The organism is uncultured Haliea sp. (assembly GCF_963973825.1).
Lineage (GTDB): Bacteria > Pseudomonadota > Gammaproteobacteria > Pseudomonadales > Halieaceae > Haliea.
This window is the reverse complement of record NZ_CAXBAE010000014.1, coordinates 69,476-95,787: the sequence shown is the minus strand read 5'-3', so window position 1 is coordinate 95,787 and position 26,312 is coordinate 69,476. Positions and strand designations below refer to the sequence as shown.

Sequence of the window (26,312 nt, the reverse complement as noted above, 5' to 3'; positions counted from 1 at the left end):
TGTAATGAAACAACAATTTCTTGCCGGCGTTGCCGCAGTGGCAACTGCCGCATCCATGTTTGCTGCACCGGTCTCCGCGGAGGTCCCGCTGACTTTCAACGTCGGTATCGGCCAGTTCGTGTTTGACGGCGATCGGCGCCTGAAAGACACCGAAACTCCCGTCGTCGGCCTGGAGTACGCCTTCACTGACAACTGGGCGGCTGAAGTCATGTACGCCGAAGACAGCACGCGCTACAACGATGGTACCGAAACCGACGTCGCAGCCTGGCAGGTCGGCATGATGTACTACACCGGCAGCTACATCGGTGGCGGCAACCGCGTTCGCCCCTACCTGGCTTTCGGTATGGGTGAGATCGACATCGACGCCGATGTCTTTGATACGGTTGAAACCACGGCCAATGCCGGTGGTGGTTTGCGCTGGATGCTGACTCCGCGCTTCGGTGCCCGTCTGGATGCGCGCATGCTGCACAGCCTGGACGAAAGCGAGAACGATTTCCTGCTCACCGCTGGTCTCAACTTCTACTTCGGCAAGGTCGAAGCGGATCCTGAGCCGACCCGTGTTGCAGCAGCTCCGGTTGATTCCGATGGTGACGGCGTCACTGACGACCGCGACCAGTGCCCCGGCACGCCTGCTGGCACCCGCGTAGACGCGACGGGCTGCCCGCTGCCGGTCGCCCAGGTGGCGTCCATCAAGCTGAAGGTCAACTTCGACTTCGACTCCACCAAGGTGAAGGAAGTGTACTTTGGCGACATCAGCGAGCTGGCCGCGTTCCTGAAGCGCTTCAGCGACCTGCAGGTTGACGTCGAAGGCCACACCGACAGCGTGGGTCCCGAGAACTACAACCAGCAACTGTCCCAGCGTCGCGCGCAGGCAGTGGTTGATCTGCTGGTCAACCAGCACGGCATCAGCGCTGACCGTCTGGAAGCCGTTGGTTACGGTGAGTCTCGCCCGGTTGCGAGCAACGACACCAGTGAAGGCCGCGCCGAGAACCGTCGCGTAATGGCTACGCTGGAAGTTGAATACAAGGAGTAAATCGGCGCCCTGACGCCGCAAGCGGTGGGACGACTGTTCAGCGCAGCTGGAAGTCGTCCGCATCCAGGTGGCAGGGAAATCGGGTCCGGTAAGCAAGAAGATCGGCACTGTTCAGTACGACGCTGACAGTGCCGTTTTCATTTGTAAGGTCCGCCAGCATGTTGCCGTCTGCCGCAATGGCGAGACTGTCACCCGCGTAATCCACGTCTTTGGCATCCCTGCCGATCCTGTTCACACCCACCACGCAGGCCGCGTTTTCAATCGCCCGAGCCGGCAGCAGCGCACGCCAGTGCAGACGTCTGGCTGCAGGCCAGTTGGCGACATACAGCGCCAGATCGTAATCTCCCCGGTTCCGGCTGAACACGGGAAAGCGCAGGTCGTAGCACACCTGCAGCAGAATGCGCCAACCACGCCAGGTCACAGTGACCCGCTCCTTGCCGCCGGCATAGCGCTCGTGTTCGCCCGCCATGCGAAACAGGTGGCGTTTATCGTAGTGGGTAATGCCGCCGTCGGGAGTGACAAACAGCATGCGGTTGTAAACGGCATCGCCCTCGGTGCGCACGGCGATGCTGCCGGTGATGGCGCAGTCGTGTTGCCGCGCCAGCCGCTGCATCCAGCGCTCGGTGTCGCCGCCGGTTGGCTCGGCATTGGCCAGCGCATTCATCGAAAAGCCGGTGGTGAACATTTCCGGCAGCACCACGAGATCGCTGCCCGCTGCGCTGCGTTCAAGCAGCGCCTCGAGGTGCCGCCGGTTGTCGGCAGGTGCTTCCCAGGCCAGTTCACATTGCACCAGGGTAACCGTCAGATCTTGCATAGTCGCTCCGCGGCCTGCTGCAGCACGGCGTCCTGCTTGGCGAAGCAGAAGCGCAGCAGGTGCTGCTCAGGCGGTTGCTGGTAAAACACTGAAATGGGTATGGAGGCCACGCCAGGGTCCTTCGTCCACAGCTCACAGAGTTGGGCGTCCGGTGTGTCAGTGATGTCAGTGTAGTCGAGAAGCTGGAAATAACTTCCGGCGCTGGGTTCCAGGCGAAACGGTGAGCCCGTCAGTGCGCGGTTGAACAGGTCGCGCTTGCCCTGGTAGAGCGCAGCAAGGGTAAGCGGATAGTCCGGCTCCGCGCACATGAAGTCGGCCAGGGCCTGCTGCACCGGCGTTACCGCGACAAAGCAGACGAATTGGTGAACCTTGCGCAGCTCTGCCGTCAGCGCCGGCGGGGCAACACAATATCCGGTTTTCCAACCAGTCACGCCGTAGGTTTTGCCAAAGGAGAACACGGCGAAGGTGGCCGCGCGCAACGCGTCAAACTGCAGCGCGCTGTAGTGCACCCGGCCATCGTAGACCAGATATTCGTACACTTCGTCGCTCACCACCAGAAGGCCGTAATTCGCGACCAGTGCGTTCAGGGTTTCAAGATCCTCTTTTTCCAGCATTGCCCCGGTAGGATTGTGTGGCGAGTTGACCACCAGCATGCGCGTGCGGCGGCTGATTGCGGCTTCGACCCGCGCCCAGTCCGGTCGGAAGGTGCCCGGAGTAAGAGGTATGTGGACAGGCACGCCCCCCGCGAGGAGCACCGCCGGTCGATAGCTGTCATAACAGGGGTCAAGCAGGATGACCTCGTCACCGAGGTTGATACAGGCGGTGATCGCGCAGTAGATGGCCTCCGTCGCGCCGGGCAGCACCGTGATTTCACTTTCCGGGTCACATTCGACGTTGCGGTGCCGCGCCAGCTGTGCCGCAATTGCCTCGCGCAGCTCGGGCAACCCAGCCATCGGTGCGTATTGGTTGTGCCCCTCCAGGGCATGGCGCGCCAGTGCTTTACGCAGGGCCTCGGGGGCCGCGAAATCCGGGAAACCCTGTGAGAGATTCAGCGCGCCCTGCTTCTGGGCCAGTGCGGACATGCGCGTAAAAATGGTGGTGCCCACTGCCGGAAGTTTGCTCTGCAACATGGTCGACCTACAGTTGTGTGTCCAGCGGCAATTCGGTGGTGTTCTTGATTTCGGTTACCGCCATATGGGAATGCAGCTCGCGGATGCCGGGGCTGGTGGTGAGCGTGTTGCGCACAAAGTCTTCGTAGTGGCGGATGTCCCGGGTGACGATTTTCAGCATGTAGTCCCAGATGCCCGTCATGGTGTAGCACTCCACGACTTCGGGATGATTGACGATTTCCGTTTCAAAACTGACCAGGTTCTGCCGCCCGGTGGCGGTCAGGTTAATCGTGGCGAACACCACCACATCCATACCCAACTGCGCGCGGTCCAGCAGGGCGACACGCCGCTGGATAATGCCATCTTCCTCAAGGCGATTGATGCGCCGCCAGCAGGGTGACTGGGACAGGTTGATCCTCTCGGCGATGCTGGCGGTACTGGTGGTGGCATCCCGCTGCAGGATCTTCAGTATCTCGATGTCCTGATTGGCCAGCTTGTTAGTCATTTTTGCCTTTAATCGTCATTGAAATGCATATTTTATTCATAATATGCCCCAAACAGCCGGAAAATCAAATAACAAATCCTCGCCGTCTGGCGCAGAATTCCACATCCGTGCAGGAGCAGCCGTCATGACAAACGATAACCGCAAGGCTCTAACCAAAGTGTCGCTGGACGACAAATACGCGCTGGACACGACCCGCGCGTACATGACCGGCATCGAGGCGCTGGTCCGGTTGCCGATGCTGCAGCAGCAACGCGACCGCCGCGCGGGTCTCAACACGGCGGGTTTCATTTCCGGATACCGCGGCTCACCCGTGGGCGGTGTCGACCAGGCCATGTGGAAGGCGGAGCCGTGGCTGAAGCAGCACAATATCCACTTCCAGCCGGGATTGAACGAGGACCTGGCGGCAACCTCGGTGTGGGGAAGCCAGCAAACCAATCTGTTTGCAGGGGCGCGCTACGACGGTGTGTTCGGTATGTGGTACGGCAAGGGGCCCGGGGTTGACCGCAGCATGGATGTCATCAAACACGCCAACGCCTTCGGCACTTCGCGTTATGGCGGCGTGCTGGCGGTGGCCGGCGATGACCACGCCTGTAAATCGTCTACCCTGCCTCACCAGTCGGAGCACATGTTCATCGGCGCCTCAGTGCCGGTGTTGAGCCCGGCCAACGTGCAGGAAGTGCTCGATCTGGGTATTTTTGGCTGGGAGTTGTCGCGCTACAGCGGTTGCTGGGTGGCGCTCAAGGCCATCACCGAGAATATGGACTCGGCGATCTCTGCCGACATCGATCCCAATCGTATCAACATTGTCCTCCCTGAGGACTTCCAGCTGCCGGCAGACGGTGTGCATGCCCGCTGGCCCGACAAGCCACTTGAGCAGGAACTGCGGCTCAACAAGTTCAAGATCTACGCGGCCCGCGAATTTGCCCGGGTTAACGGCATCAATCGCATTGTCGTGGACTGCCTGAATCCACGCCTCGGCATCATCACGACGGGCAAGGCCTACCTCGATGTGATGCAGGCGCTGGAGGACATGGGCATTGATGATGCGGTCGCGGCGGAGATCGGCCTGCGCGTCTACAAGGTGGGCATGCCCTGGCCACTTGAGCCGCGTGTAACCCACGACTTTGCTGAGGGGCTGGAAGAAATCCTGGTCGTGGAAGAGAAGCGCTCCATCATCGAAGACCAGCTTACCGGGCAGCTTTATAATTACCCTGTCGCAGCGCGGCCGCGTGTCATCGGTGAGTTTGATGAGGCCGGCAGGGACCTCCTGCCCAATCTGGCAGAGTTGACCCCGGCCATGGTGGCGCTGGCCATCGCCAGCCGGATTCGCCGCTTCTACCAGTCCGACAGCATGGATCGACGTATCCGCTGGATAGAGGAGAAAGAACGCTCCCTGGCGCAGCCGCGCGAGACCATTGAGCGCGTGCCGCATTTTTGCTCGGGGTGCCCACACAACACGTCAACCCGGGTGCCCGAGGGCAGTCACGCCCTGGGGGGTATCGGTTGTCACTACATGGCGACCTGGATGCCTGACCGGCAGACCCACACCTTCACACAAATGGGGGGAGAGGGCGCCACGTGGATCGGGCAGGCACCGTTCACCGATACCCGGCATGTCTTCCAGAATCTTGGGGACGGCACCTATTTTCACTCGGGTATTCTCGCCATTCGTGCGGCTGTCGCGGCGGGCGTGAATATCACCTACAAGATTCTCTATAACGATGCGGTTGCCATGACCGGCGGACAGCCACTGGATGGCACCCTGACTGTGGGCGATCTGGTGCGCCAGGTCGCCGCCGAGGGCGTGCGGCGTATCGCGCTGGTCAGCGATCATCCGGAAGCCTGGAGCGGACAGTTCCACGGCATTACCGACTATTACAGTTTGCATGACCGCAGCGAGATGGACGCCCTGCAGCGGGAGCTGCGGGAATTCGCCGGGACCTCGGTGATCGTTTACGTACAGACCTGTGCAGCGGAAAAGCGCCGCCGCCGCAAGAAGGGGCAGCTGGAAGATCCCGCCAAGCGCCTGTTCATCAATGACGCCGTCTGTGAAGGCTGCGGCGATTGCAGTATCAAGTCCAACTGCCTTTCGGTACTGCCCAAGGAAACGGAGCTGGGGCGCAAGCGCCAGATAGACCAGAGTTCATGCAACAAGGATTACAGCTGCGCCAACGGCTTTTGTCCGAGCTTTGTGTCCGTGGTTGGGGGCAGGCTGCGCAAGCCGGAAGGCGCCGCGGGCGGCGTTGAAGCCCTGTTTGACCCGCTGCCGGAGCCCAGTCTGCCTTCACTGGACAAACCGTGGAATACCGTGGTGACGGGTGTTGGTGGTACCGGTGTCCTGACGATTACGGCACTGGTGGCGATGGCGGCACACATTGAGGGCAAGGGCTGCGCGACCATGAACCAGACCGGGCTGGCACAGAAGTTCGGCGCTGTGGTCAGCCATGTGCGGGTCAGCGCAAGGCAGGAGGACATCAAGGCAGTGCGCATTCCTGCCGGGGAAGCCGACCTGCTGCTGGGCTGCGACCTTGTCGTCACCTCGACGTATGAGGCACTGGGCAAGGTCGCGCACGGTCGCACGCACGCCGTGGTCAACGATGCTGAAGTGCCCACGTCGGCTTTCATCCTGGATCCGGACGCGCGCTTCCCCACGGCGTCGATGAAAGCCAAGGTCAGTGACGAAGTGGGTGAGGCGTCTGCGTTCTTCATTGATGCCACGAGGATTGCCACACAACTACTGGGCGACTCCATTGCCGCCAACCTGTTTCTGCTCGGCTATGCCTGGCAGCAGGGCCTGGTGCCGGTTTCGGCCGCTGCGCTGGAAGAGGCGATAGAACTGAACGCGGTTGCCGTCAACTTCAACAAGCAGGCGTTCCTGTGGGGACGCCGCTGTGCAGACCAGCCGCAACAGGTGCTGGCCCTGGTGGAAGAACTGGCGCCTCGCGCCGCTCCCCGCCTCGAGCAGGTGGACGAGATCGCAGCCGACCGCGCTGCACGTCTAACGGCGTACCAGGATGCCGCTTACGCGGAGCGTTACCTGCAGCAGGTGAACAGTGTGCGCGCTGCGGACCCGCGGGCGGAGGAGCCTGGCAGCCTGAGCGCAGTTGTCGCCAGGGCACTCTACAAGTTGATGGCTTACAAGGATGAGTACGAAGTTGCCAGGTTGTACAGTGATGGCGAGTTCCTGCACAAGGTGCAACAACAGTTCGAGGGGGATTTCGAACTGCGCTTCAACCTGGCGCCGCCTCTGTTCAGCAAGCGTGACCCATCTACCGGCCACCTGATCAAGCAGGAGTTCGGCCCGTGGATGCTGAAGGCCTTCGGCTGGCTGGCCAGGCTGCGCCGGCTGCGTGGAACGCGTCTGGATATCTTTGGGTACACGGCAGAGCGTCGCCAGGAGCGCGCGGACATTGATGACTACATCGCGCTGCTTGCGGAGCTGTGCGCAGGTCTGAACCCCGACAATTACGCCACGGCTGTGGCGCTGGCGGCCCTGCCGTCCCGCTTGCGCGGCTTTGGTCACGTCAAGGATCGCAACCGCGAAAACCTGGCGGAGCAGCGTGCGGCGCTGCTGCGGCAGTTTCGAGGGGACACTGCTGATCCGGTCACCATCGTCAACGCCGCCTGAGTACAGGCGGTAGATAAAAGGAACTCTTCATGAGCGTGTTTTCAGCCCCCGCCTGGGATAGCCACGAACTGGTGGCGTTTGGCAGCGATGCCCGCACAGGACTGCGAGCGATTATCGCCGTGCACGACTCCACGCTCGGCCCGGGCGTCGGGGGCTGCCGCATGTTTCCCTATGCCAGTGATGCCGATGCCCTGCACGATGTGCTGCGCCTGTCCCGCGGCATGACCTACAAATCGGCTCTGGCCGGGCTGCCCATGGGCGGCGGCAAGTCGGTGATCATAGGCGACCCCCGTCGTGATAAAACGCCCGCGCTGATCAGCGCCATGGGCGATTTTGTGCATGCCCAGGGAGGTCGCTACGTCGCTGCAGAAGATTCGGGAACCGGTGTGGAGGACCTGCGCAGAATGGCCGGGCGCACCCCCTATGTCAGCGGTATAGACGACAATGAACACGGTGGCGATCCGTCTCCGAGTACCGCCTACGGCGTATTTCTCGCGATTCGTACGGCAGTGCAGCACCGCCTCGGCGTTGCCAGCACGTCGGGGCTGCGCGTGGCGGTGCAGGGCCTCGGCCATGTCGGATACCACCTGGCCCGTCATCTGCGCACGGACGGTGCCGTGGTCTACGGCGCCGACGTCAATCCGGCAAACATTGCACGTGCAAGTGACGAGTTGGGTGTGATAGCCGTGGATCCCGCGGAGATCCTCAGCCTTGAAGTGGACGTTCTTGCACCCTGCGCCATGGGCGCCGTGCTGAACGCGCGGTCAATCGACACCCTGCGTGCGGGGATCGTGGCCGGGGCTGCCAATAACCAGCTGGCCACGGCAGAGGATTCCGCGCGGCTGCAGGGTCATGGCATTCTTTACTGTCCTGACTTCCTGATCAATGCAGGAGGTATCATTGATGTGCACTATCAGCGTGCCGGTTTGCCGGCGGAAGCGAAGCGGGCGCACATTGAGCGCATTGTCGACACCTTGGCGGAGGTGCTGCACCGCGCAGATGTGACGGGAAGGCCGTCGAACGAGGTTGCCGAGGCGCTGGCGGTGGAATACCTGCGCGATGCAGCGCGGGCTCCCCGAGCTACTGAGTTACCAGGCCGAGCAGCGCCTGCAGCGCGATAATACTGGTCAAGCCGCTCGCCACGACAAGCGGCAAGAGGGCAGGGGAGGCTGCGTGAAGGCGGCGCCGCTCTTCTCTTGCTCCGCCAGTGAGTGTGCCGGGTCGACAGTCAAGCGCCGCCAGTGCGGCCTCCGGTGTCTGCTGTGCCATGCTGATTCTCGAATGGGAAAAGCGGCTAGCCTAGCAGAGGTCGTGTGCGCGCACTGTAACGTTGGGTATCCGTATCCTGCCCCGGTCGCACTACTGGGCTCAGGTGACCCTGGCAATCCACTGCGCGACAGCTGCAATCAGTTCCTGGCGCGAAAAGGGCTTGCTGAGCATGTCATCCATGCCCGCGCTGAGACACCTTTCCCTGTCCCCCTGTACAGAATTGGCGGTGACGGCCAGGATGGCGGGCTGGTGTCGCTGCTTCTGCCGCAGTATGGCGCGGATCTCGCGGGTCGCGTCGAAGCCGTTCATGACAGGCATCTGGCAGTCCATCAGTATCAGGTCGAAGTCGTGTTGGGTCACCAGTGCCACGGCTTCTTCACCGGTTTCGGCAAACATGAGTTCGCAGTCAAGGCTCCGCAGGTGCGTTTGCACAAGGCGCTGGTTCATCAGGTTGTCTTCCGCCAGCAGGATACGCCTGCCGTGAAATGTGTCGGCAAACTCGCTGCCCGCATGGGTTTGGTTTGCGCCGCTGGCTGAATGCCCTGTGCTCTCCTGTTCAGCCAGCGGCTGGAGTGGCAGGCTCACCGCGAACTGAGAGCCTTTTCCCAGCTCGCTGTCTACCGTGACAGTGCCGCCCATCGCGCTGACCAGGTTATAGACAATGGCCAGACCCAGCCCGGTGCCGCCTGCCCTTGCGGGGCCGTCCGCCGCAGCCTGGTAGAACGGTTCGTGCAAATGCGCCAGCACGCTCTTTGGCATGCCGATACCCGTATCGCTAACCGTGACATGCAGGCGCCAGAGGTTCCTGTCTGCCTGTGCCCGTGGTGGCGTCACGCGCAGTGCCACATCCACGCCGCCCCGTTCAGTGAATTTGATGGCATTGCCGACCAGGTTCTGGATCACCTGGCGGATCCTGATGGCATCGTTGAAGAAGCGGCAGGACGCATCTTCCGGCAGACTGAACCGCAGCCCGATGCGCTTGCGCTCGGCCAGCGGCCGCATGACCTTTTCCACGGGGCCGCTGAGGTCCTGCAATGCAAGTGGCACCGGCTGCAGCGCGAGGTTACCGCTCTCGATGCGCGACACTTCGAGAATGTCGCCAATCAGCTCGGCAAGGTTTCGCCCTGAGGATTCCAGCGCGTCAAGCTGGGAGCGCTGGTTCTCGTCCAGCACGGTTGCCTTCAGTAGCTCGGTCATCCCCAGAATGACATGCAGGGGCGTACGAATTTCATGGCTCATGGTTGCCACGAAGCGTGATTTCGCCTCATTGGCGGAACTGGCCACGGCGGCCATGGTCAGCGCAGAGTTGCGTGATTCCTTCAGCGAACGCAGGGTGTCCAATAACTCCTGTTCCCGGCGCCGACGCTCTACGGTATGGGCGATGAGGTCGCCCAGCAGTTCCAGCAGCCTGATTTCCACATCACTGTACTGGCGCGTGCTGCGCACCGAGTCGAAGCCGATGAAGCCAATACACTCCGCACCCAATAGCTCGGGAAAAGTCGCCAGAGACTGAATGCCCTGCGGCTCAAGTACCGCGCGCACTGCGTCTTCAGGACTGCGTCCACGCACCGAGGAGATGATGAACGGCAACCGCTTCCTGTGGTTGCTGCTCCACATCTCCATGCCCCGCAGCGAAATATCCTGCAGGAAGTCAATCTGGGGATCGATGCCCTCCGCGCACCACTCGTGGGTATTGCTGCATGTCCCATGTTCCCAGTCATAGGTGAACCGGTAGCCTCGGTCGGCGCCGACATACCGTGAGGTGTCACCCAGGGCCTCAATGATGATGGCGTCTATGCTCTCGATCGGCGCTTCCAGCAGCTTGATGGAAATGGAGATGATCAGCCGCTCCAATTCGGACTTCTGCAGTGTTTCTGTGCGGGCAAGTTCTGCCTGCGTCACGTCGCGCAGCAGAATCATCAGGTCGTCCTGCGGCAGCGCAGGGTCGGCAACGAGGCTGAGCACGCACTGTAGTTTGCGCATGGCGCCGCCCGGTGTGATAACCCGCAGGGGTATCTCCACGGCTTCCTCAAGGCCCTGTTCCATGTAATGGTCGAGACTGCGGGTCGCTCTTGCGCGATCCTCCTCGTACACCATGGCCCAGAAATCTTCTTCGAGTATCGTATGGGTGTCCGCCGGCAGCGCCAGTGCGCTTGCGACCGCGCGGTTCATCGCGATGGCGCCCACTCCCTTGCGCCAGTGCATCGCGCCAAGCTCGCAGGCGTTCAGTGCCTCGAAAACAGCGCGCGTGGCGGCCATGCCGGTCAGCCGCGCCCGGCCGTCGAAAGGTGTGAGGCAACGGCGCGGTGGGTGTCTGCACCCAGCCCGACAATCTCGGTCAGCAGCCTGCTTCGCGTGTCGGTATCTGCCGCACATCTGCACAGGTTTTCCAGCTCCTCAAGTAACGTCGCCAGCGCAGGGGCGCCGACAGTGCGGCAGGAAGAGCCGAGTTTGTGCGCATGATGACGCTGCTCCTCCAGCTCCATTGCCGGCGCCGTGGCCTGTGCTTGCTTCAGGAACTCTTCCAGTTGTCGCAGAAACGTGGTGTAGAAGTCCGCAAGCACCTCCCAATCCTCCAGCTCAAGTGACCGGGGCAGGTGGTCGCTGTCGAAAACGCTGCGTTGCGTGCTCATGGTGCCGGTTCTCCGGGGGTGCTTCTGCTTGCTCTGGCGGGCTGCAGGGCATAACCCGTGCCACGTACCGAACGGATTCGGTAGTCGTCGGTGAGCGATCTGAGTTTCTTCCGGGTGCGCCCGACCAGTACATCCATGGCGCGGTTCATGGAGTCGAAATCCCGGCCGTAAACGATGCTGTAGAGCTCGCGGCGTTCAACGGCGTTGCCTGCGCTGCGCATCAGCACTGAGAGCACCGCCAGCTCTTTTTCAGACAGCGGTACCTCATTGCCGTAGGCGCTGAGTGTGCGGTGTAGCGGGTCAATTTGCAGGGCGCCCCACTCGAGAACGCGACTGGACTCGGCAGTGTCGCGTGAGCGGTCGCTGCTCCCATGCTGTCGCAACACAGCCCGAACGCGTGCCATGAGCTCCTCAATATCGTAGGGCTTCACGATGTACTGATCGGCGCCGGCGTCCAGGCAGGAGATGGTGGTGCGCACTTCGTCGTTTGCGGTGAGCATGATGACGGGCACAGTGCAGATCGACTTGATCTGGCTGCAAAGCTGCAGCCCGTTCAGGTCCTGGGGCCCGAGAAAGTAGTCCAGCAGTATGAGGTCGGGCGGTGGTGAGTGTTGCAGCCGCTTCAGGGCCTGCACGGAGGAATCGACGAATTCACAGTCGTACTTGCGAACGCCCAGTTGGTAGCGCAGAACCTTGCAGAACAGCAGGTCGTCGTCAATGATCAGTAGATTGGCCTCTGCCACGGCGGTTTCCTTGTTCTCGGCGGCACACGACTGAGATGATACGCGCTGTTACCCGCCGGCACATGTACGGCTTTGTAACAGTTTGCAAGCGCCGTGGCGTACGACAAGGTTGGGGTGCCGTTAGCCGCCGGCAACGCCGTCTGAACGCCCCCCCGGCACGGCATACTCCTCGGGGCCCAGCTCGAGATAGCGCCGCAGGTAGTGCACGAGCAGGTAGAACGGGCCAGTGTCCAGCAGCGCGACGGTAGCCTTGAACAGATAGTTGCTGCCGATCAACACCAGCAGCGCCTGGAAGGCGATGTCACCGCGCAGGAAGGCGGCGCCGAAGGTCACGGTGATCACCATCACGGAATCGACCATCTGGCTCATCAGGGTACTGAAATTGTTGCGCACCCACAGGTATTTGCCCCGCGTCACCCGTTTCCAGAAATGAAACAGCTGTACGTCGCAGTACTGTGCCGCAATGTAGGCCATCATCGAGGCGAAAACGGCACCGGATGTGGTGGCGTAGATCAGCTGGTACAGGCCGATGCTGTTACTGACGACCTCGCCGCTGGGTAGTGTGACCGGCTGGGCGAGTTGCAGCACCTGCCAGGGCGGCATCGCCTCCGGTCCGACCGAGGGCATGGTGTCGCCGAGGAACAGTACGAGGAGAATGAAGAAGTTCAGGCCAAGGCCGACGCTGACGAGAAAATTGGCGCGCGCCCGGCCGTACAGTTCACAGACGAGGTCGGTGCAGAGAAAAGTCAGCGGGTAGGGCAGGACGCCCACAGCCAATGCCATGGGGCCCAGCTGAATAAAGCGGGTGATGCCGATCACATTCAGCAGCGTCATCGCGCAGAGGAACGTCCCTGCCAGAACCAGGAAAACCCGCTCCCGGCGTTCCCATACGGTGACGGCCGCAGTCATGTCAGGCTTCCTTTTGTCCCAGATTGGCGTGCAGTACCGCGCCGTTGATGACCGGGTTGCTGTGTGACCAGACCACCAGCTCCGCAATTTCACCCGGATCGATGAGTCGTCCGTAGGCATTCATTCCGCCGATGGCGGCAACAACCTGCGGGTCATTGCCGATGTGCGTGCGCAGCATCTCGGTGTCGGTGAAGCCGGGGCAGATCAACGCTGTGTGGATGCCCGTACCCATAAGATCCTGGCAGCTGGCCCGCATCATGCCCAGCTGGGCATGTTTGCTCAGAACATAGCTGAAGGAGCCGGCCACCGCCTTTTCGGACAGTGTGGAGCCGATGTACAACAGGCTGGAACCTCGCGGCAGTACCGGCAGCAGTTGCTGATTGATGGTGTTGACCGCGACCACGTTGGTTTCCAGAACCTCGCGCAGGCTGTCACTGCTGCAGCTTCCAGCCGCATCCTTGCGCATCTGGCTGGCGTTGTGCAACAGGCAGACCGAGGCACTTTCGCGCACGACGGGCAGCAGCGTTGCGCAGGCGCTGGCGATGGAGGTGTCGGAAGCGAGGTCACAGGCGATGTTCTCCACGCCGGGCTCCGGGCAGGCGCGTCGTGACAGGTTATAGACGCGGTAGCCGAGCGCCACAAAGCGCTGTGCCGTGGCGCGACCGATACCGACGCTGGCGCCGGTGATGATTGCAGTGTGCTGCATAGAGTCCCCCTGATGGTGCGGTGCGCCCGGCTGGGTGGTACTGCGGCGGGCGTTGCTGTCTGGTAATACGCAGGTCTGCCGGATTCAGTTTGCGCGCACCGCGGCAGCGGTATTGTGCCCCAGCGGTCCAGCCTTGCCTATTCTGCGTAGACTCGTAACAATGAATCAACATAACCGGGTTGGAAGTATCTCATGGAGCGCTTGACCACGCTGTACATTGACAAGGAGAGTCACAAGTTTTCTGCGGCGCATTTCACGATATTTTCCGCGACTGAACGCGAGCGTCTGCACGGGCACAATTATTCCGTGTCGGCAAAGATCGTGGCGCCTATGGGCGACAACGGCTTTGCCGCCGACTACAACGTGTACAAGCGACGCCTGAAATCGCTGTGCGATGCGCTTGACGAGTATCTTGTGCTGGCTGGAGACTCACCACACCAGCGCATTGAAGATGCCGATGCCTATTACCGGGTGCACTTCGCCAGTGAGGAGATGCTTTTTCTCAAGACGGACACCCGAGTCCTGCCACTGCGCAATGCCACTGTGGAGGAGTTCTCCCGTTACCTGCTACAGCAGCTGCTGCTGGCCTCGGAGGGAGACGACCTGCGCGAAGTGGAGCTGTGTGTTGCCTCGGGGCCCGGACAAAAGGGCTGCGCCAGCTGGCACAAGCCCTGAGTCAGTGCCCTACGCCGCGATACCGCTGTGCCGCAGCAGCGGTTCGACGTCCGGCTCCCGGCCGCGGAAGGCCACAAACAGCGCCATAGCGTCCTGTGACCCGCCAGCCTCGAGGATGTGACGCCGGAAATCGCTGCCGGTATGCGGGTTGAAGATGCCTTCTTCCTCAAACCGGGCAAAGGCATCAGCGGACAGCACCTCGGCCCATTTGTAGCTGTAGTAGCCTGCCGCATAGCCCCCGGCAAAGATGTGGCTGAAGGCGTGCTGGAAGCGGTTTTCGGGTACCGCTGGCACGACCGCGACGCGTGCGCGCACATCGTCCAGCAAGCCCTGCACCGTGACCCCCGGCTCTCCCCACTGCTGGTGCAGCTGAAAGTCGAAAAGGGCAAACTCCAGCTGACGCATCATCTGCATTCCGGATTGGAAATTGCGCGCCGCCAGCATCTTGTCCAGCAGGGCCTGGGGCAGGGGCTCTCCAGTGTCCACGTGCCCCGAGATGAACGCCAGTGCCTCGGGCTGGTAGCACCAGTTTTCCAGGAATTGGCTGGGCAGTTCCACGGCATCCCACGCCACGCCGTTGATGCCTGATACTGCCGCCACATGCTGTGCCGTGAGCATGTGATGCAATCCGTGTCCAAATTCGTGGAACAGTGTCACCAGTTCGTTTTCAGTGAGCAGCGAGGGCTGGTCGCCCACCGGGGCGGTAAAGTTGCAGACCAGATAGGCCGCCGGCAGTTGCAGGCCCTCCGGCGTCAGGCGTCGCACCCGGCAATCGTCCATCCACGCGCCACCGCGCTTGTGGCTGCGGGCGTACAGGTCGAGATAGAAGCGCGCCAGCGTTTTCCCCGCCTGGCTGATTTCGAACAGGCGCACGTCCGGGTGGTAGCTGTCGAACTCGCTCACTTCGCTGACCGTCACGCCGTAGAGACGTTGAACGACCTCAAACAGGCCGCCCAGTACGCGGTCGACCGGCAGATACGGGCGCAGCTCTTCCTGCGCAATACTGAAGGTTCGCTGGCGCAGTTTTTCGCTGTAGTAGGCCACGTCCCAGGGTTCAAGTTGCGCAAGGCGGTGCTCGCTCTCCGCGAAGGCACACAGATCCCGCCATTCAGCCTGCGCTTGCGGCCTGGAGCGCTCCGCCAGTTCGGTGAGGAACTCTATGACGCGCTCAGGGCTATCGGCCATCTTCGTCGCCAGCGAGCATTCCGCGTAGTGGGCGAAACCCAGCAGGCGAGCGAGTTCCTGGCGCAGGTCGAGTATCTCCGCCATCAGGGTGCTGTTGTCAAACTGGCCACCATGGGGACCGATCTCGGAGGCGCGCGTTACATTGGCGAGGTAGACCTCGCGGCGCAGCTCGCGGTCATCACAGTAGGTCAACACCGGGTATACCGAAGGGAAGTCCAGTGTCAGCAGGCAGCCGTCGAGGTCGCGCTGTCGTGCGGCCTGGGCCGCACTGTCAAGCGCCGAAGCCGGCAGGCCCTGTAGTTGCTCCGCCGTAACGTGCTTGCTCCAGGCATTGGTGGCGTCCAGCACGTTATCGCTGAAACGGCTGCTGAGCTCGGACAGGCGCTGCTGTATTTCCCCGAAGCGTTTTTTACCAGCCTCAGGGAGTGCGACACCGGCCAGTTCGAAATCGCGCAGGGCATAGCGCACAGACTGTTGCTGCGGCTGGCTGAGATCGGCAAACCCGGGGCTCTCCGCAAGCTCGCGGTAGGCGGCATACAGCGCGGCATTCTGGCCCACCCAGGTACGGTATTCGGACAGCAGCGGAAGGCAGGCGTTGTAGGCGGATCGCAGCGCCTCGCTGTTCAGGACTCCGTTCAAATGCCCGACGGGTGACCAGGCCTGCGCCAGCTCGTCGTCCATGGCCTCGATAGGTGCAACCAGCGAGTCCCAGCGGCGGGGACCGGGTTGGGCAAGCAGCCCGTCAAGTGCAGCCTTGTGGCGCTCAATGAGTGTGCGTATTGCCGGCTCAACATGCTCTGCGCGGATGGCAGAGAATGGCGGCAGAAGGTTCTTTTCCAGCAGGGGGTTCGTCATATTCCGAAATTTCCTGAAAGTTCGGCCACAGTTTAACGGATAGTGGCACCGTTGCGGAATGAATGCGGCGGGCTGCCGGTCACTACCGTCGTAGCAACCCTCCACCGGTTTGTCCGCGCCGGTGGCATGACCGGTACTAGTCCTTGTCGGGCTCGCGCCGTTTTTTCATCAGTGGTGCGAAGCCGTCGTTTGCCGGGCGCGTGACTGCGGATTTGCGTGGCCTGCCCTTTGCTTTGCTGTCCCGCGCGCGCACTTTTTTCCTGGCGGCGGGCGTCTTCTTCTTGGTGCCGCTGGCCTTGCCTGACGACTTCATCTTTTTTGGGCCCGCATAGCGCGCTTTCAGGCCCGGGAGCGAGCGCGGCTCCATCTCGATCTTCAGGTAGCGCTGGATGCTGATCATCAGGTTCCAGTCGGCAGCGCTGACCAGGGAGATGGCAACGCCCTTGTGATCCGCTCTGCCAGTGCGACCGGTGCGGTGCAGGTAATCGTCGCCGCTGCGTGGCAGATCGTAGTTGATGACCGTGTCGATGCCCTGTATGTCCAGCCCCCGTGCAGCCACATCGCTGGCGGTCACCGTCGTCACCCCGCCCTGTTCGAAACGCGTGACAATGGCCTTGCGCTCCTCGGTGCTCATCTCGCCGTGCAGGCAGCCTGCGCGCAGGCCGTGGTGGCGCAGATAATCAGCCAGCCGAGACGCCGTGCTGCGCTTGTTGGCAAAGACCAGCTGTTTGCGCCCACTGTCCTGCAGCAGCGCGAGCAGGAGTTTGTCCTTGTGCTCCTGGCTGTCGGCGAGGATCCGCTGGTGATGAATGCTTTCATGGGCGGCGCGAATGTCGCCGCAGCTTACCGCGACAGGGTCCTTCTGCAGCGCTGCACTCATGTCGCCGAGCCCGCGCGCATGCAGCGTGGCCGAAAGCAGCAGGGTTTGCCGCTGCGGGGGGCAGAACGCCGCGATTTTGAGAACATCGTCCCTGAAACCCATGTCCAGCATGCGGTCCGCCTCGTCAATGACCAGTACGCGAAGGCCGCTGAGGTCGGCGCTGCGATGTTCGCAGTGTTCCAGCAGGCGCCCCGGTGTCGCTATGACGACCTCGGGATTTTTCCGCAGCAGGGATTTCTGGTACTTGAAGTCGGCACCCCCGGTCAGGGCATCCGCGCGCAGTGAGCTCTTGGCCAGCAACTGGCGACAGCTTTTCAGCACCTGCCGGGCCAGTTCCCGCGTGGGTACCAGCACCAGCATGAGGGTTCCGCCGCCGGTGGGCAGAGTGTCCCCCAGCAGGGCCTGCAGGCCCGGCAGCAGGTAGGCCAGCGTCTTGCCACTGCCGGTGGGGGCGCTCACACGCAGGTCGGCACCCGCCAGCGCCAGGGGAATAACGTCCTGCTGTACCGCCGTGGGCTGCCCGAAAGCCAGCTCCTCCAGCGCAAGTTGCAGGCTACGGTCAAGGTCGAGGTTCTCTAACACATGGGTCATCTCGTGCCGCGGCGCGGGTGCTTTCCCTGCGCCTGTCAGGGAGTAAAGTGTATCACGCCGACGATGTATCCCCGACACGCATGGTTAACCGTAACTAGTCGTTCCCTCTGCTTCGCTTGTTTGGCACACTAAGCCGCATCGACACGGGGATCAGACAGTCGCATGCACACAGGAACGGTAAAAGCGGTTCGTATCGAGGAAACGGGCGGGCCCGAGGTCATGCAGCTGGTGGATGTTGAACTGCCGCAGCCGGGGCCCGGCATGGTGACGGTGACGCAACAGGCCATCGGCCTGAACTTTATCGACACCTACCACCGCAGCGGCCTGTATCCGATCCCGCTACCCAGTGGGTTGGGCATGGAGGGCGCCGGCGTCGTAACCGCCGTCGGGGAGGGCGCCGAATTCGCCGTCGGAGACCGTGTTGCCTACTGCTCGGCCCTGTTCGGTGCCTACGCCCAGGCGGTGAACCTGCCGGCCTCACGGCTGGTCAGGATCCCGGATGGCATCGACTTCGAAACAGCGGCCGCGGCCCTGTTGAAGGGCCAGACCACCGAGTTTCTGCTGCAGCGGGTGTTCCCGATGAAGGCCGGTCAGACCTGCCTGTTCCACGCGGCGGCCGGCGGCGTGGGGCTGCTGTTTGGCCAGTGGGCGCGTGCCATGGGTGTTACGGCCATTGGCACGGTCAGCTCGGCGGCAAAGGCGGAGCTGGCGCTGGCGCACGGTTATGCGCAGGTGGTGAATTACGCCGAGGAGAATGTTGCAGAACGAGTGCGTGAGCTGACAGGGGGACAGGGTGTGCCCGTGGTCTATGATGGCGTAGGCCGCGACACCTTCGATGCCTCACTCGCCAGCCTGCAGCCGCGCGGCATGCTGGTCAGTTTCGGCAATGCGTCCGGCAAGCCTGAGCCACTGGACCTGCAAACTCTGGCCAATATGGGTTCGCTCTACGTGACCCGCCCCACGCTGCTCACCTATACCGCATCGACCGAAGACCTGCGCATGTCCTCTGCGGCGGTATTTGATCGTCTGCTCGCGGGTGAGGTACAGGTCAGCATCGGCCAGCGTTACCCGCTGGCGGAGGTTGCGCGAGCCCATACCGACCTGGAGTGCCGCCTGACCACCGGCTCCACACTCCTGCTACCGTGAACGCTCCCCCGGGTGCCGAGGGGCATACGCGCGTGCTGCAGGGCGAGCAGGTGCGACTGGAGCCACTTTCGCAGGCGCACGCCCAGGGCCTGTTTTTGCGCGGTTGCCATGCCCCTGACTGGGCCTATATGCCGCGCAGCTGCTTCATCGACCTGGCAGACACGCGGCAGTGGATCGATGAGGCCATTGCCGCGCCCGGTGAACAGGCGTGGGCGATCGTCGAGAACGCCAAGGGCAAGATTGTGGGCAGTACGCGCTACCTGAATATGCTGCCCGAACATCGCAGCCTGGAGATCGGCTGGACCTGGCTGGGCCAGGAGTGGCAGCGCACGGGTATCAACACGGAAACCAAGCTGTTGTTGCTCACCCACGCCTTCGAGCGCTTGCGCTGCCTGCGCGTGGAGTTCAAGGCCGACGCGCGCAATTTACGCTCCCAGCGCGCGCTGGAGCGGATCGGCGCGATCCGGGAGGGCGTGCTGCGCAAACACCGCATTGTGCAGAACGACTTCTCGAGGGACTCCGTCTACTTCAGCGTCCTGGATACCGAGTGGCCCGCGGTCAAGCGACGCCTGGCACAGCTGCGTGAGGGACGCTGAGAGGCCTTGCGTCTACTGCACCATTTCGTTTTCGCTGAAGCGGCCTTCGAACAGTGCGGCGCTGAGGTAGCGCTCGCCGGAATCCGGGAGAATCACTACAACCATCTTGCCCGCATTCTCGGGCTCGCGTGATACGCGGTCGGCAACAGCCATTGCGGCGCCGCAGGATACGCCGGCGAGGATGCCCTCCTGCTGCATCAGTTTGTGCGCCCAGGATATCGCGTCCTCGTTGCTGACCTGCTCCACGCGGTCGACCATGGACAGATCCAGGTTGACGGGCAGGAATCCGGCGCCGATGCCCTGTATCTTGTGCGGCGCGTGGGTCGGCTCCGTACCCGCCTTGGCTGCGGTGATGATCGTCGTACTCGCGGGTTCGACCGCTATCGTCTGTATGGCCTTGCCCGCGGTGCCCTTGATGTAGCGCGAGGTGCCGGTCAGGGTGCCGCCGGTGCCAACGCCTGCAACCAGAATATCGATCCCCCCATCGGTGTCCTGCCAGATCTCCGGCCCCGTCGTGCGCTCGTGAATCGCCGGGTTGGCCGGGTTTTCAAACTGGCGCGCGCCCCAGTAGCGCCCCGGGTCTGAGGCGATGATCTCCTCTGCCCGGGCGATGGCGGCGGGCATGCCCTTGCTGCCGTCAGTGAGAATGATTTCCGCGCCCAGCGCCTTCATCAACTTCCGCCGCTCCAGGCTCATGGTGTTGGGCATGGTAAGGGTGCAGCCGTAGCCGCGGGCCGCAGCGACGAAGGCCAGCGCGATGCCGGTGTTGCCGCTGGTGGGTTCAACAATGGTCATGCCGGGTTTCAGGCTGCCGTCCCGCTCTGCTGCCAGCACCATGCTGGTGCCGATGCGGCATTTCACCGACATGGCCGGGTTGCGGTTCTCGAGCTTGGCGTACACATTGCCCGTGCTGATGTGGTTGATGCGAACCAGCGGTGTGCCGCCAATGGTCTCCGAATTGTCGTTGAAGATGCGTCCCATCGGTGATGCTCCTGAAAAGTTGTCGGCAGCGGGCAAGGTTAGTCAACTGGCCTCTCCCTGTCCATCGACCTCGTGTCACGGGGCGGTCATCTCGCTGTCACGCAACCGTCACGGTTTTATCTTTTAATGGCGCACCCTATAATCGAGGCGTTTCGCCCATCGGGCCGCCGCTGGCGGGCGGGGCATATCGGGAGAGAGCATTGGCCGCAGGTTCACTGAGTCACAGCAGCGTTGCAGGCAAGGCGGTCGATGCGTTGCTGCGCCTGGTCTCGGCCCTGAGCCGCCCGCGCAGCGTGCTCTGGTTGCGCAGGGCGGTGGTGTTGCTGGCCTGCATCTGGATGTTGGCGGCTGCCGTGCAGCTGTTCTGGGCGCTGTTCCCGGCGGCGCCGGCGGCCAGGCTGGAGGGTGCGGTGATCAACCCTCCGGCGCAGGCCCTGGCGACCACAAGTGACCGGGCCCAGGTGGACATCGAGGCGCTGCGTGGCTGGGCCCTGTTTGGTGAGCCTGGCGCCGCAACGGACATCGAGGCGGCTGTGGAAAGTGCCAGCGAGGTACGCAGCGCGCGGGAGGGCATCGAGCGAGGGGCGCGAGAGAGCCGCCTCGAGCTCACGCTCCGCGGGATTATCGCTTTCAATGCTGCCGGGGAGGGCAGCGCCGTGATCGAACACCGCGGTCGCCAAGCCATTTACTCCGTGGACGACGAGTTGCCGGTGGCCGGCAAAGTGATGCTGGCGAAGGTCATGCCGGATCAGGTTGTGCTCGACAACGGCGGTACCTACGAGCTGCTGCGCCTGTATCCCCCCTCGACGCTGGACGCCCAACTGACGGGCGGGCAGACCGGGTTGCCCCGCATCGCCCAACCCTCGGGAGCCGCTGCGACGGTGGTGGATCGTCGTACGGACCCCGAGTCCGCAGCCTTGGCGGCGGAGTATCGCGACCAGCTGTATGAGGATCCGCAGTCCCTCGCCGACCTCGTGCGTATCAGTGCAGTGCGTGAAGAGGGCGTGTTGCGCGGCTACCGAGTCACCCCGGGGCAGCACCGGGAGCAATTCGAACAATTGGGCTTCCGCCCCGGTGATCTGGTTGTTGCGGTAAACGGCTTGTCCCTGTCAGACCCGGCGAACACCATGCGGCTTTATCAGGCCATGCGCTCCGCGAGCGAGGTGTCTTTCGACCTGCTGCGCGGGGCGGAGTCCGTGGCGCTGAGTGTGAGGCTTGATGATGCTTCGGCCGATCGGTGATAGAGTCACCTCTACTCATTTAAGGACACAGACTCAGTGAGAATCATGTCGCGGGCACTGCGAGTACTGCTCTTTTATCTACTGGCCGCCCTGGGCGCGGCCACCGCGAGCGCCCAGGATTTCACCGTCAACCTGAAAGAAGCGGATATCCAGGAGCTGATCAAGTTTGTCGCCGAGGCCACTGAAACGACCATCGTTGTGGACCCGGCGGTGAAGGGCAAGGTCAAGGTTGTGTCCTCCAAGCCGGTCTCGCGGGCAGAGCTCTATGATCTGTTCCTCTCCATACTTGAAGTGCATGGCTACACGGCGGTTCGCTCCGGCGGCGTGGTGCGTGTCATCCAGAGCAAGGATGCCCGCTCGGCGCCGGTAACCGTGCGCGATGATGAGGGCCAACGCGGCAACGACGAGTACGTCACCCAGGTGATGCGCCTGAAGAATATCTCCGCGGCCAAGCTGATACCCGTACTGCGTCCACTGGTGCCCCAGCAGGCGCACATGGCGGCCTATGCGCCGAGTAACGCGATCATTATTTCCGATGTTGCCTCCAATATCGATCGCATAGCGGCAATCATCGAGCGTATGGATCGCACAGCCACCCAGGAAACCGAGGTCATCAAGCTGCGCTACGGCGTAGCCGAGGATGTGGTGCGGATGCTCGATCAGTTGAACAGCTCGGAGGCGCAGCAGGGCACCGAGGTCGAGGTGATGCTGGTCGCGGATGCGCGAACCAACAGCGTGCTGGTCAGCGCCGACGAGCTCGAGCGCGCGCGCCTGACCCAGCTGATTCGGTATCTGGATACCCCGCTCGAGCAGAGCGGCAACGTGAAAGTCATCTACCTCGAGTACGCCAAGGCCGAGGAGGTGGCGGAGGTCCTGACTCGCGTCATGCAGAATATCGGTCGCGTCGATGCGGGTGAGGCGGGGCGCCCGCAGCGTGCAGGTGAAACCAGCGCCACCATTGAGGCCGACAAGAACACCAACGCACTCATCATCACGGCCCCAACCGACAAAATGGCGGCGCTGGAGGCGGTGGTCGCGCGTCTGGATATCCGTCGGGCCCAGGTGCTCGTGGAGGCCATCATCGTTGAGATGGAAGTGCGCGACGGCCAGGATCTGGGCTTGCAGTGGCTGTTTGCCAATGACAGCGGCTTTTTTGGCAGCAGTATCAATGCCGACGACGCGCGTGCCCGGCGCATCGCGGGCGCGATCCTGCCGGAAGATGGCGGGGACGATACCACCAGCGGCGTGACCACGGGCGACTTTGACGTGGGTGCCCTGGCCGGGGCGCTGGCACAGTCGCCGGGTGTGTCCCTGGGTTGGGGGGTGATCGACGATGACCTGTCCATGACCGTCATCCTCAATGCACTGAAGGAGAACTCCAATGCCAATATTCTCTCCACGCCCAGTCTGCTGACCCTGGATAACCAGGAAGCCTACATCACCGTAGGCCAGAATGTGCCTTTCGTGACCGGTTCGTTTACCAGTACCGGTACCGGCGATGGCGCCCAGAACCCGTTCCAGACTATCGAGCGGGAAAATGTGGGGATTACGCTGAAAGTCACGCCGCACATCAATGAAGGCGATGCCGTGGTGCTGGACATTTCCCAGGAAGTGTCCAGCCTGAGCAATACCTCGGTGGTATTGCAGGCCTCGGATCTCATCACCAATGAGCGTGTGTTGCAAACCAAGGTGCTCGCAGCGGATGGCCGTGTGGTGGTGTTGGGCGGTCTGATTAAAGACGATGTGCAGGACGCCACCCAGAAGGTGCCGCTGCTTGGCGACATTCCGTTCTTTGGGCGCCTGTTCCGCAACGATGCGGTGCAGGTTGTGAAGACCAACCTGCTGATTTTCATACGCCCCACCATCATCCGTGATGACGAGCAGTTGGCCGGTGCCACGGCGGACAAGTATCGCTACATTCGCGACCAGCAGGTACTGCGTCGAGAGCGCGGCCTGATGTTCCTCGATGATGGCAATATGCCGGTTCTGCCCGAGTGGGAGGAGCAGATCCGCCAGCTCGAGGAGATCCGCGACGAGGCGGGTAACGCACCGGCGGCCGTGGAGGCCAACTGATGTCTGCCGCGGACGTCACAGCGCCCGCAGCGTCGAGGTCAAACCTGCCCTTCGGCTTCGCCAAGCAGTATGGTGTGCTGGTGGACAGCCGTGCGCAGGGCGCCGTGCTCATTCACCGCAATGCGCTGGAACCGCAGCTGCTGCTGGAGATCCGCCGCTGGCTGGGAACGCCTTTCGGGTTTGAACGCGTCTCTGACACCGAGTTCCAGCGGCGCCTGTCCCGCGCCTACCAGCGCGACAACAACGCCGCCGTGCAGATGGCCGAGGACATCAGTGCCGATGTGGATCTGAGCCGTCTCGCCGATGAGATACCTGACGCCGGCGATCTGATGGACGCTGAAGACGACGCGCCGATTATTCGCCTGATCAACGCGATCCTGTCACAGGCGGTGCGGGAGCAGGCTTCGGATATCCACATTGAAACCTTCGAGGACCGCCTGAGCGTGCGCTACCGGGTTGATGGTGTTCTGGCTGAGGTGCTGTCGCCCAAGCGTATGCTGGCACCACTGTTGGTGTCGCGGCTGAAGGTGATGGCGAAGCTGGATATTGCCGAGAAGCGCGTGCCGCAGGACGGTCGTATCTCGGTGCGCATCGCCGGCCATGCCATCGATATCCGGATGTCGACCATGCCTTCCGCCCACGGCGAGCGGGTGGTGCTGCGCCTGCTGGACAAGCAGGCGGGCCAGTTGGAGCTACAGCAGCTGAACATGAATGCGCAGGTTCTCTCGTGTTACGAGAAAGCCCTGCGCAGTCCCCACGGCATCATCCTGGTCACGGGCCCCACAGGGTCGGGGAAAACCACTACCCTGTATGCCGGCCTGACCCATATCAACCAGGCCACGCGCAATATCCTCACTATCGAAGACCCGGTGGAATACATGCTGCCGGGGGTCGGCCAGACGCAGGTCAACCCCAAGGTGGATATGACCTTTGCCCGCGGCCTGCGGGCCATCCTGCGGCAGGATCCCGATGTGGTGATGGTCGGGGAAATCCGCGACCTGGAAACCGCGGAAATTGCGGTGCAGGCTTCGCTTACCGGTCACCTGGTACTGTCCACGCTGCACACCAATACGGCTATCGGCGCAGTAACTCGCCTGCAGGATATGGGTATAGAGCCTTTCCTCTTGTCCTCCAGCCTGATCGGTGTCATGGCACAGCGTCTCGTACGACTGCTGTGCATCGAGTGCAAGGAACCCCACCCTCTGGTGGACGCCGAACGGACACTGCTCGGGCTGGCCGCCGATGATCACTCCGCCGTGAACGTCTACCGGGCGAAGGGCTGTGAGCAGTGCCACTACAGTGGATACCGCGGCCGCACCGGCATCTACGAGCTCATCGAGGTCACTGACGCGCTGCGCCTGATGATCCATGAGGGTGCGAGCGAGCAGCAGATGCTGGCGGAGGCGCGCAGGCACTATCCGGGGATCCAGGAGGACGGTCGCCGGCGCGTGCTCAGCGGTGAAACCAGCATCGAAGAGGTGCTGCGCGTCACCGCCGTGACCTGAGCGCGGAACCGGCATGACAGCATACCGTTATCAGGCACTGGATCCCGGCGGCAAGCTGGTCAAGGGCGTACTTGAGGGAGACTCCGAGCGCCAGGTACGCGGCCAGTTGCGCACACAGAAGCTGCGGCCGGTGGAAGTGTCGGTGGCGAACCGTCAGTCCGAAGGCAAGCGGCGGACGGGTTGGTCATTTCTGCAACCGCGTATCAGCGTGGCGGAACTCGCCCTGGTGACACGGCAGCTCGCCACGCTGGTCCAGTCCAACCTGCCGTTGGACGAGTGTTTGCAGGCCGCGGCGGAGCAAAGCCGCAAAGGGCGCACCCAGGGCCTGCTGCTGCAGGTGCGCTCCCGCGTGGCGGAGGGCCATACGCTGGCCTACGCGATGGGTGAGTTCCCGCTGGTATTCAATGAAATGTATCGGGCCATGGTCAACGCCGGCGAACACGCGGGCTTTCTCGGGCCGGTGCTGGCGCAGCTGGCGGATTACAACGAACAGCGGCAGTACACGGCGCAGAAACTGAAAATGGCCATGATTTACCCGTTTATTCTGATTGCTGTGGCGCTGGCCGTGGTCGTCGCGCTGATGATTTTTGTCGTGCCGGAACTGATCGGCATCTTCGCACATACCAACCGTGAACTGCCGCTGTTGACCCGGGGGCTGATAGTCGCCAGCGATTTCTCCCGTGACTATGCGCTCTGGGTGCTGCTGGCCGCGGTGGTACTGGTGTTCGCGCTGCGTCGCTGGTTGCGCCACCCGCAACGCCGCAGACGCTGGCATGCACTGCTGTTGCGCATTCCCGGTTTTTCACGGCTGGTGATTGCAATGGACACGGCCCGTTTTGCCTCGACCCTGAGCATTCTCATGGCCAGCGGGGTGCCCCTGCTGGAGTCGCTGCGCATCGCCGGGCAGGTATTGACCAACCTGCTGCTGCGAGAGGACAGTGCACGGGTGGCGGAGCGTGTCCAGGAGGGCAGTAGCCTGCACCGTGCGCTGCGCGAAAGTGGCCGCTTCCCGCCGATGATGGTGCACATGGTGGCCAGTGGCGAGGCAAGTGGAGAACTGGAAACGATGCTCGCGCGCTCTGCCAGCAATCAGGAGCGTGAGCTGGAAATGACGCTCGGCACGATGATGAGCCTGCTAGAGCCGCTTCTGGTGGTGTTTATGGGCGGGATGGTGTTGCTGATCGTGATGGCCATCCTGCTGCCAATTTTTGATCTCAATACGATGGTGCGATAGC

The 26,312-nt window shown here is 62.5% G+C and carries 21 protein-coding genes; 10 read left to right on the top strand and 11 right to left on the bottom strand.

The genetic code is table 11. From position 1 onward, the window contains the following. The first annotated feature begins 4 nt into the window (after window positions 1-4). Complete coding sequence (locus AACZ17_RS15010) at window positions 5-1,033, top strand: OmpA family protein (RefSeq protein WP_290741547.1); 1,029 nt, start codon at window positions 5-7, stop codon at window positions 1,031-1,033. 37 nt (window positions 1,034-1,070) lie between these two features. Here AACZ17_RS15010 and AACZ17_RS15005 read toward each other — a convergent pair whose 3' ends face one another. Genes AACZ17_RS15005 through AACZ17_RS14995 form a run of 3 tightly spaced genes read right to left on the bottom strand, consistent with a single transcriptional unit; the run spans window position 1,071 to window position 3,461 of the window. Continuing rightward, a complete protein-coding gene (locus tag AACZ17_RS15005; RefSeq protein ID WP_290741549.1) occupies window positions 1,071-1,847 on the bottom strand; it encodes an amidohydrolase in 777 nt (258 codons plus the stop codon). Beyond that, window positions 1,835-2,977 (bottom strand): methionine aminotransferase, encoded by a 1,143-nt coding sequence (locus AACZ17_RS15000; RefSeq protein ID WP_290741551.1) that lies wholly within the window; start codon window positions 2,975-2,977, stop codon window positions 1,835-1,837. Before AACZ17_RS15000 ends, AACZ17_RS15005 begins: the two co-directional genes overlap by 13 nt. A 7-nt stretch (window positions 2,978-2,984) precedes the next feature. Then, on the bottom strand, window positions 2,985-3,461 hold the full coding sequence (locus AACZ17_RS14995; protein ID WP_290741553.1) for an Lrp/AsnC family transcriptional regulator: 477 nt from the start codon (window positions 3,459-3,461) through the stop codon (window positions 2,985-2,987). A 124-nt stretch (window positions 3,462-3,585) separates the two neighbouring features. Between AACZ17_RS14995 and AACZ17_RS14990 the strand changes: the two genes are divergently transcribed. Further along, window positions 3,586-7,089, top strand: coding sequence for an indolepyruvate ferredoxin oxidoreductase family protein (locus AACZ17_RS14990; RefSeq protein ID WP_290741554.1), 3,504 nt, complete (start codon window positions 3,586-3,588; stop codon window positions 7,087-7,089). Between the two features lie 29 nt (window positions 7,090-7,118). After that, the gene (locus AACZ17_RS14985) at window positions 7,119-8,210 is read left to right on the top strand and encodes a Glu/Leu/Phe/Val dehydrogenase dimerization domain-containing protein (protein WP_290741555.1); all 1,092 of its coding nucleotides are present in this window, start codon (window positions 7,119-7,121) and stop codon (window positions 8,208-8,210) included. 247 nt (window positions 8,211-8,457) lie between these two features. Here the strand turns inward: AACZ17_RS14985 and AACZ17_RS14980 are convergent, their stop codons facing one another. From AACZ17_RS14980 to AACZ17_RS14960, 5 genes are all read right to left on the bottom strand, one after another. Beyond that, window positions 8,458-10,617, bottom strand: coding sequence for a GAF domain-containing hybrid sensor histidine kinase/response regulator (locus AACZ17_RS14980; protein WP_290741557.1), 2,160 nt, complete (start codon window positions 10,615-10,617; stop codon window positions 8,458-8,460). Between the two features lie 5 nt (window positions 10,618-10,622). Then, window positions 10,623-10,991, bottom strand: a complete 369-nt coding sequence (locus AACZ17_RS14975; RefSeq protein WP_290741559.1) for an Hpt domain-containing protein — start codon at window positions 10,989-10,991, stop codon at window positions 10,623-10,625. Then, on the bottom strand, window positions 10,988-11,734 hold the full coding sequence (locus AACZ17_RS14970) for a response regulator transcription factor (RefSeq protein ID WP_290741562.1): 747 nt from the start codon (window positions 11,732-11,734) through the stop codon (window positions 10,988-10,990). The genes AACZ17_RS14975 and AACZ17_RS14970 overlap by 4 nt, the downstream gene beginning before the upstream one ends. A 120-nt stretch (window positions 11,735-11,854) precedes the next feature. After that, entirely contained in the window at window positions 11,855-12,643 is a 789-nt protein-coding gene (locus tag AACZ17_RS14965; protein ID WP_290741565.1) for a queuosine precursor transporter, read from the bottom strand. 1 nt (window position 12,644) lies between these two features. Further along, window positions 12,645-13,349, bottom strand: coding sequence for an SDR family oxidoreductase (locus AACZ17_RS14960; protein ID WP_290741568.1), 705 nt, complete (start codon window positions 13,347-13,349; stop codon window positions 12,645-12,647). 192 nt (window positions 13,350-13,541) lie between these two features. Here AACZ17_RS14960 and AACZ17_RS14955 point away from each other — a divergent pair, with 192 nt between their 5' ends. Beyond that, window positions 13,542-14,024 (top strand): 6-carboxytetrahydropterin synthase, encoded by a 483-nt coding sequence (locus AACZ17_RS14955; protein ID WP_290741570.1) that lies wholly within the window; start codon window positions 13,542-13,544, stop codon window positions 14,022-14,024. A 9-nt stretch (window positions 14,025-14,033) separates the two neighbouring features. On the opposite strand, the gene prlC is transcribed toward AACZ17_RS14955, so the two are convergent. Beyond that, a complete protein-coding gene (prlC, locus tag AACZ17_RS14950; RefSeq protein ID WP_290741572.1) occupies window positions 14,034-16,064 on the bottom strand; it encodes an oligopeptidase A in 2,031 nt (676 codons plus the stop codon). 136 nt (window positions 16,065-16,200) lie between these two features. After that, window positions 16,201-17,535 carry a DEAD/DEAH box helicase gene (locus AACZ17_RS14945; RefSeq protein ID WP_339638706.1) on the bottom strand — a complete coding sequence of 445 codons (1,335 nt, stop codon included), beginning with the start codon at window positions 17,533-17,535 and terminating at the stop codon, window positions 16,201-16,203. 162 nt (window positions 17,536-17,697) lie between these two features. Between AACZ17_RS14945 and AACZ17_RS14940 the strand changes: the two genes are divergently transcribed. After that, on the top strand, window positions 17,698-18,681 hold the full coding sequence (locus AACZ17_RS14940) for a quinone oxidoreductase (protein ID WP_290741575.1): 984 nt from the start codon (window positions 17,698-17,700) through the stop codon (window positions 18,679-18,681). Then, complete coding sequence (locus AACZ17_RS14935; RefSeq protein WP_290741577.1) at window positions 18,678-19,277, top strand: GNAT family protein; 600 nt, start codon at window positions 18,678-18,680, stop codon at window positions 19,275-19,277. The genes AACZ17_RS14940 and AACZ17_RS14935 overlap by 4 nt, the downstream gene beginning before the upstream one ends. 12 nt (window positions 19,278-19,289) lie before the next feature. Here the strand turns inward: AACZ17_RS14935 and cysK are convergent, their stop codons facing one another. Further along, window positions 19,290-20,258, bottom strand: a complete 969-nt coding sequence (gene cysK, locus AACZ17_RS14930) for a cysteine synthase A (protein ID WP_290741579.1) — start codon at window positions 20,256-20,258, stop codon at window positions 19,290-19,292. Window positions 20,259-20,458: 200 nt separating this feature from the next. On the opposite strand from cysK, the gene gspC reads away from it, so the two are divergent. The 4 genes from gspC to gspF are packed head-to-tail and all read left to right on the top strand — an operon-like array spanning window position 20,459 to window position 26,311. After that, window positions 20,459-21,499, top strand: coding sequence for a type II secretion system protein GspC (gspC, locus tag AACZ17_RS14925; protein WP_290741581.1), 1,041 nt, complete (start codon window positions 20,459-20,461; stop codon window positions 21,497-21,499). Window positions 21,500-21,544: 45 nt separating this feature from the next. Then, complete coding sequence (gspD, locus tag AACZ17_RS14920; protein WP_290741740.1) at window positions 21,545-23,572, top strand: type II secretion system secretin GspD; 2,028 nt, start codon at window positions 21,545-21,547, stop codon at window positions 23,570-23,572. Further along, window positions 23,572-25,077 carry a type II secretion system ATPase GspE gene (gene gspE / locus AACZ17_RS14915; RefSeq protein ID WP_290741583.1) on the top strand — a complete coding sequence of 502 codons (1,506 nt, stop codon included), beginning with the start codon at window positions 23,572-23,574 and terminating at the stop codon, window positions 25,075-25,077. The genes gspD and gspE overlap by 1 nt, the downstream gene beginning before the upstream one ends. A gap of 13 nt (window positions 25,078-25,090) precedes the next feature. After that, window positions 25,091-26,311 carry a type II secretion system inner membrane protein GspF gene (gene gspF / locus AACZ17_RS14910; RefSeq protein WP_290741585.1) on the top strand — a complete coding sequence of 407 codons (1,221 nt, stop codon included), beginning with the start codon at window positions 25,091-25,093 and terminating at the stop codon, window positions 26,309-26,311. The last annotated feature ends 1 nt before the right edge of the window (window position 26,312 follow it).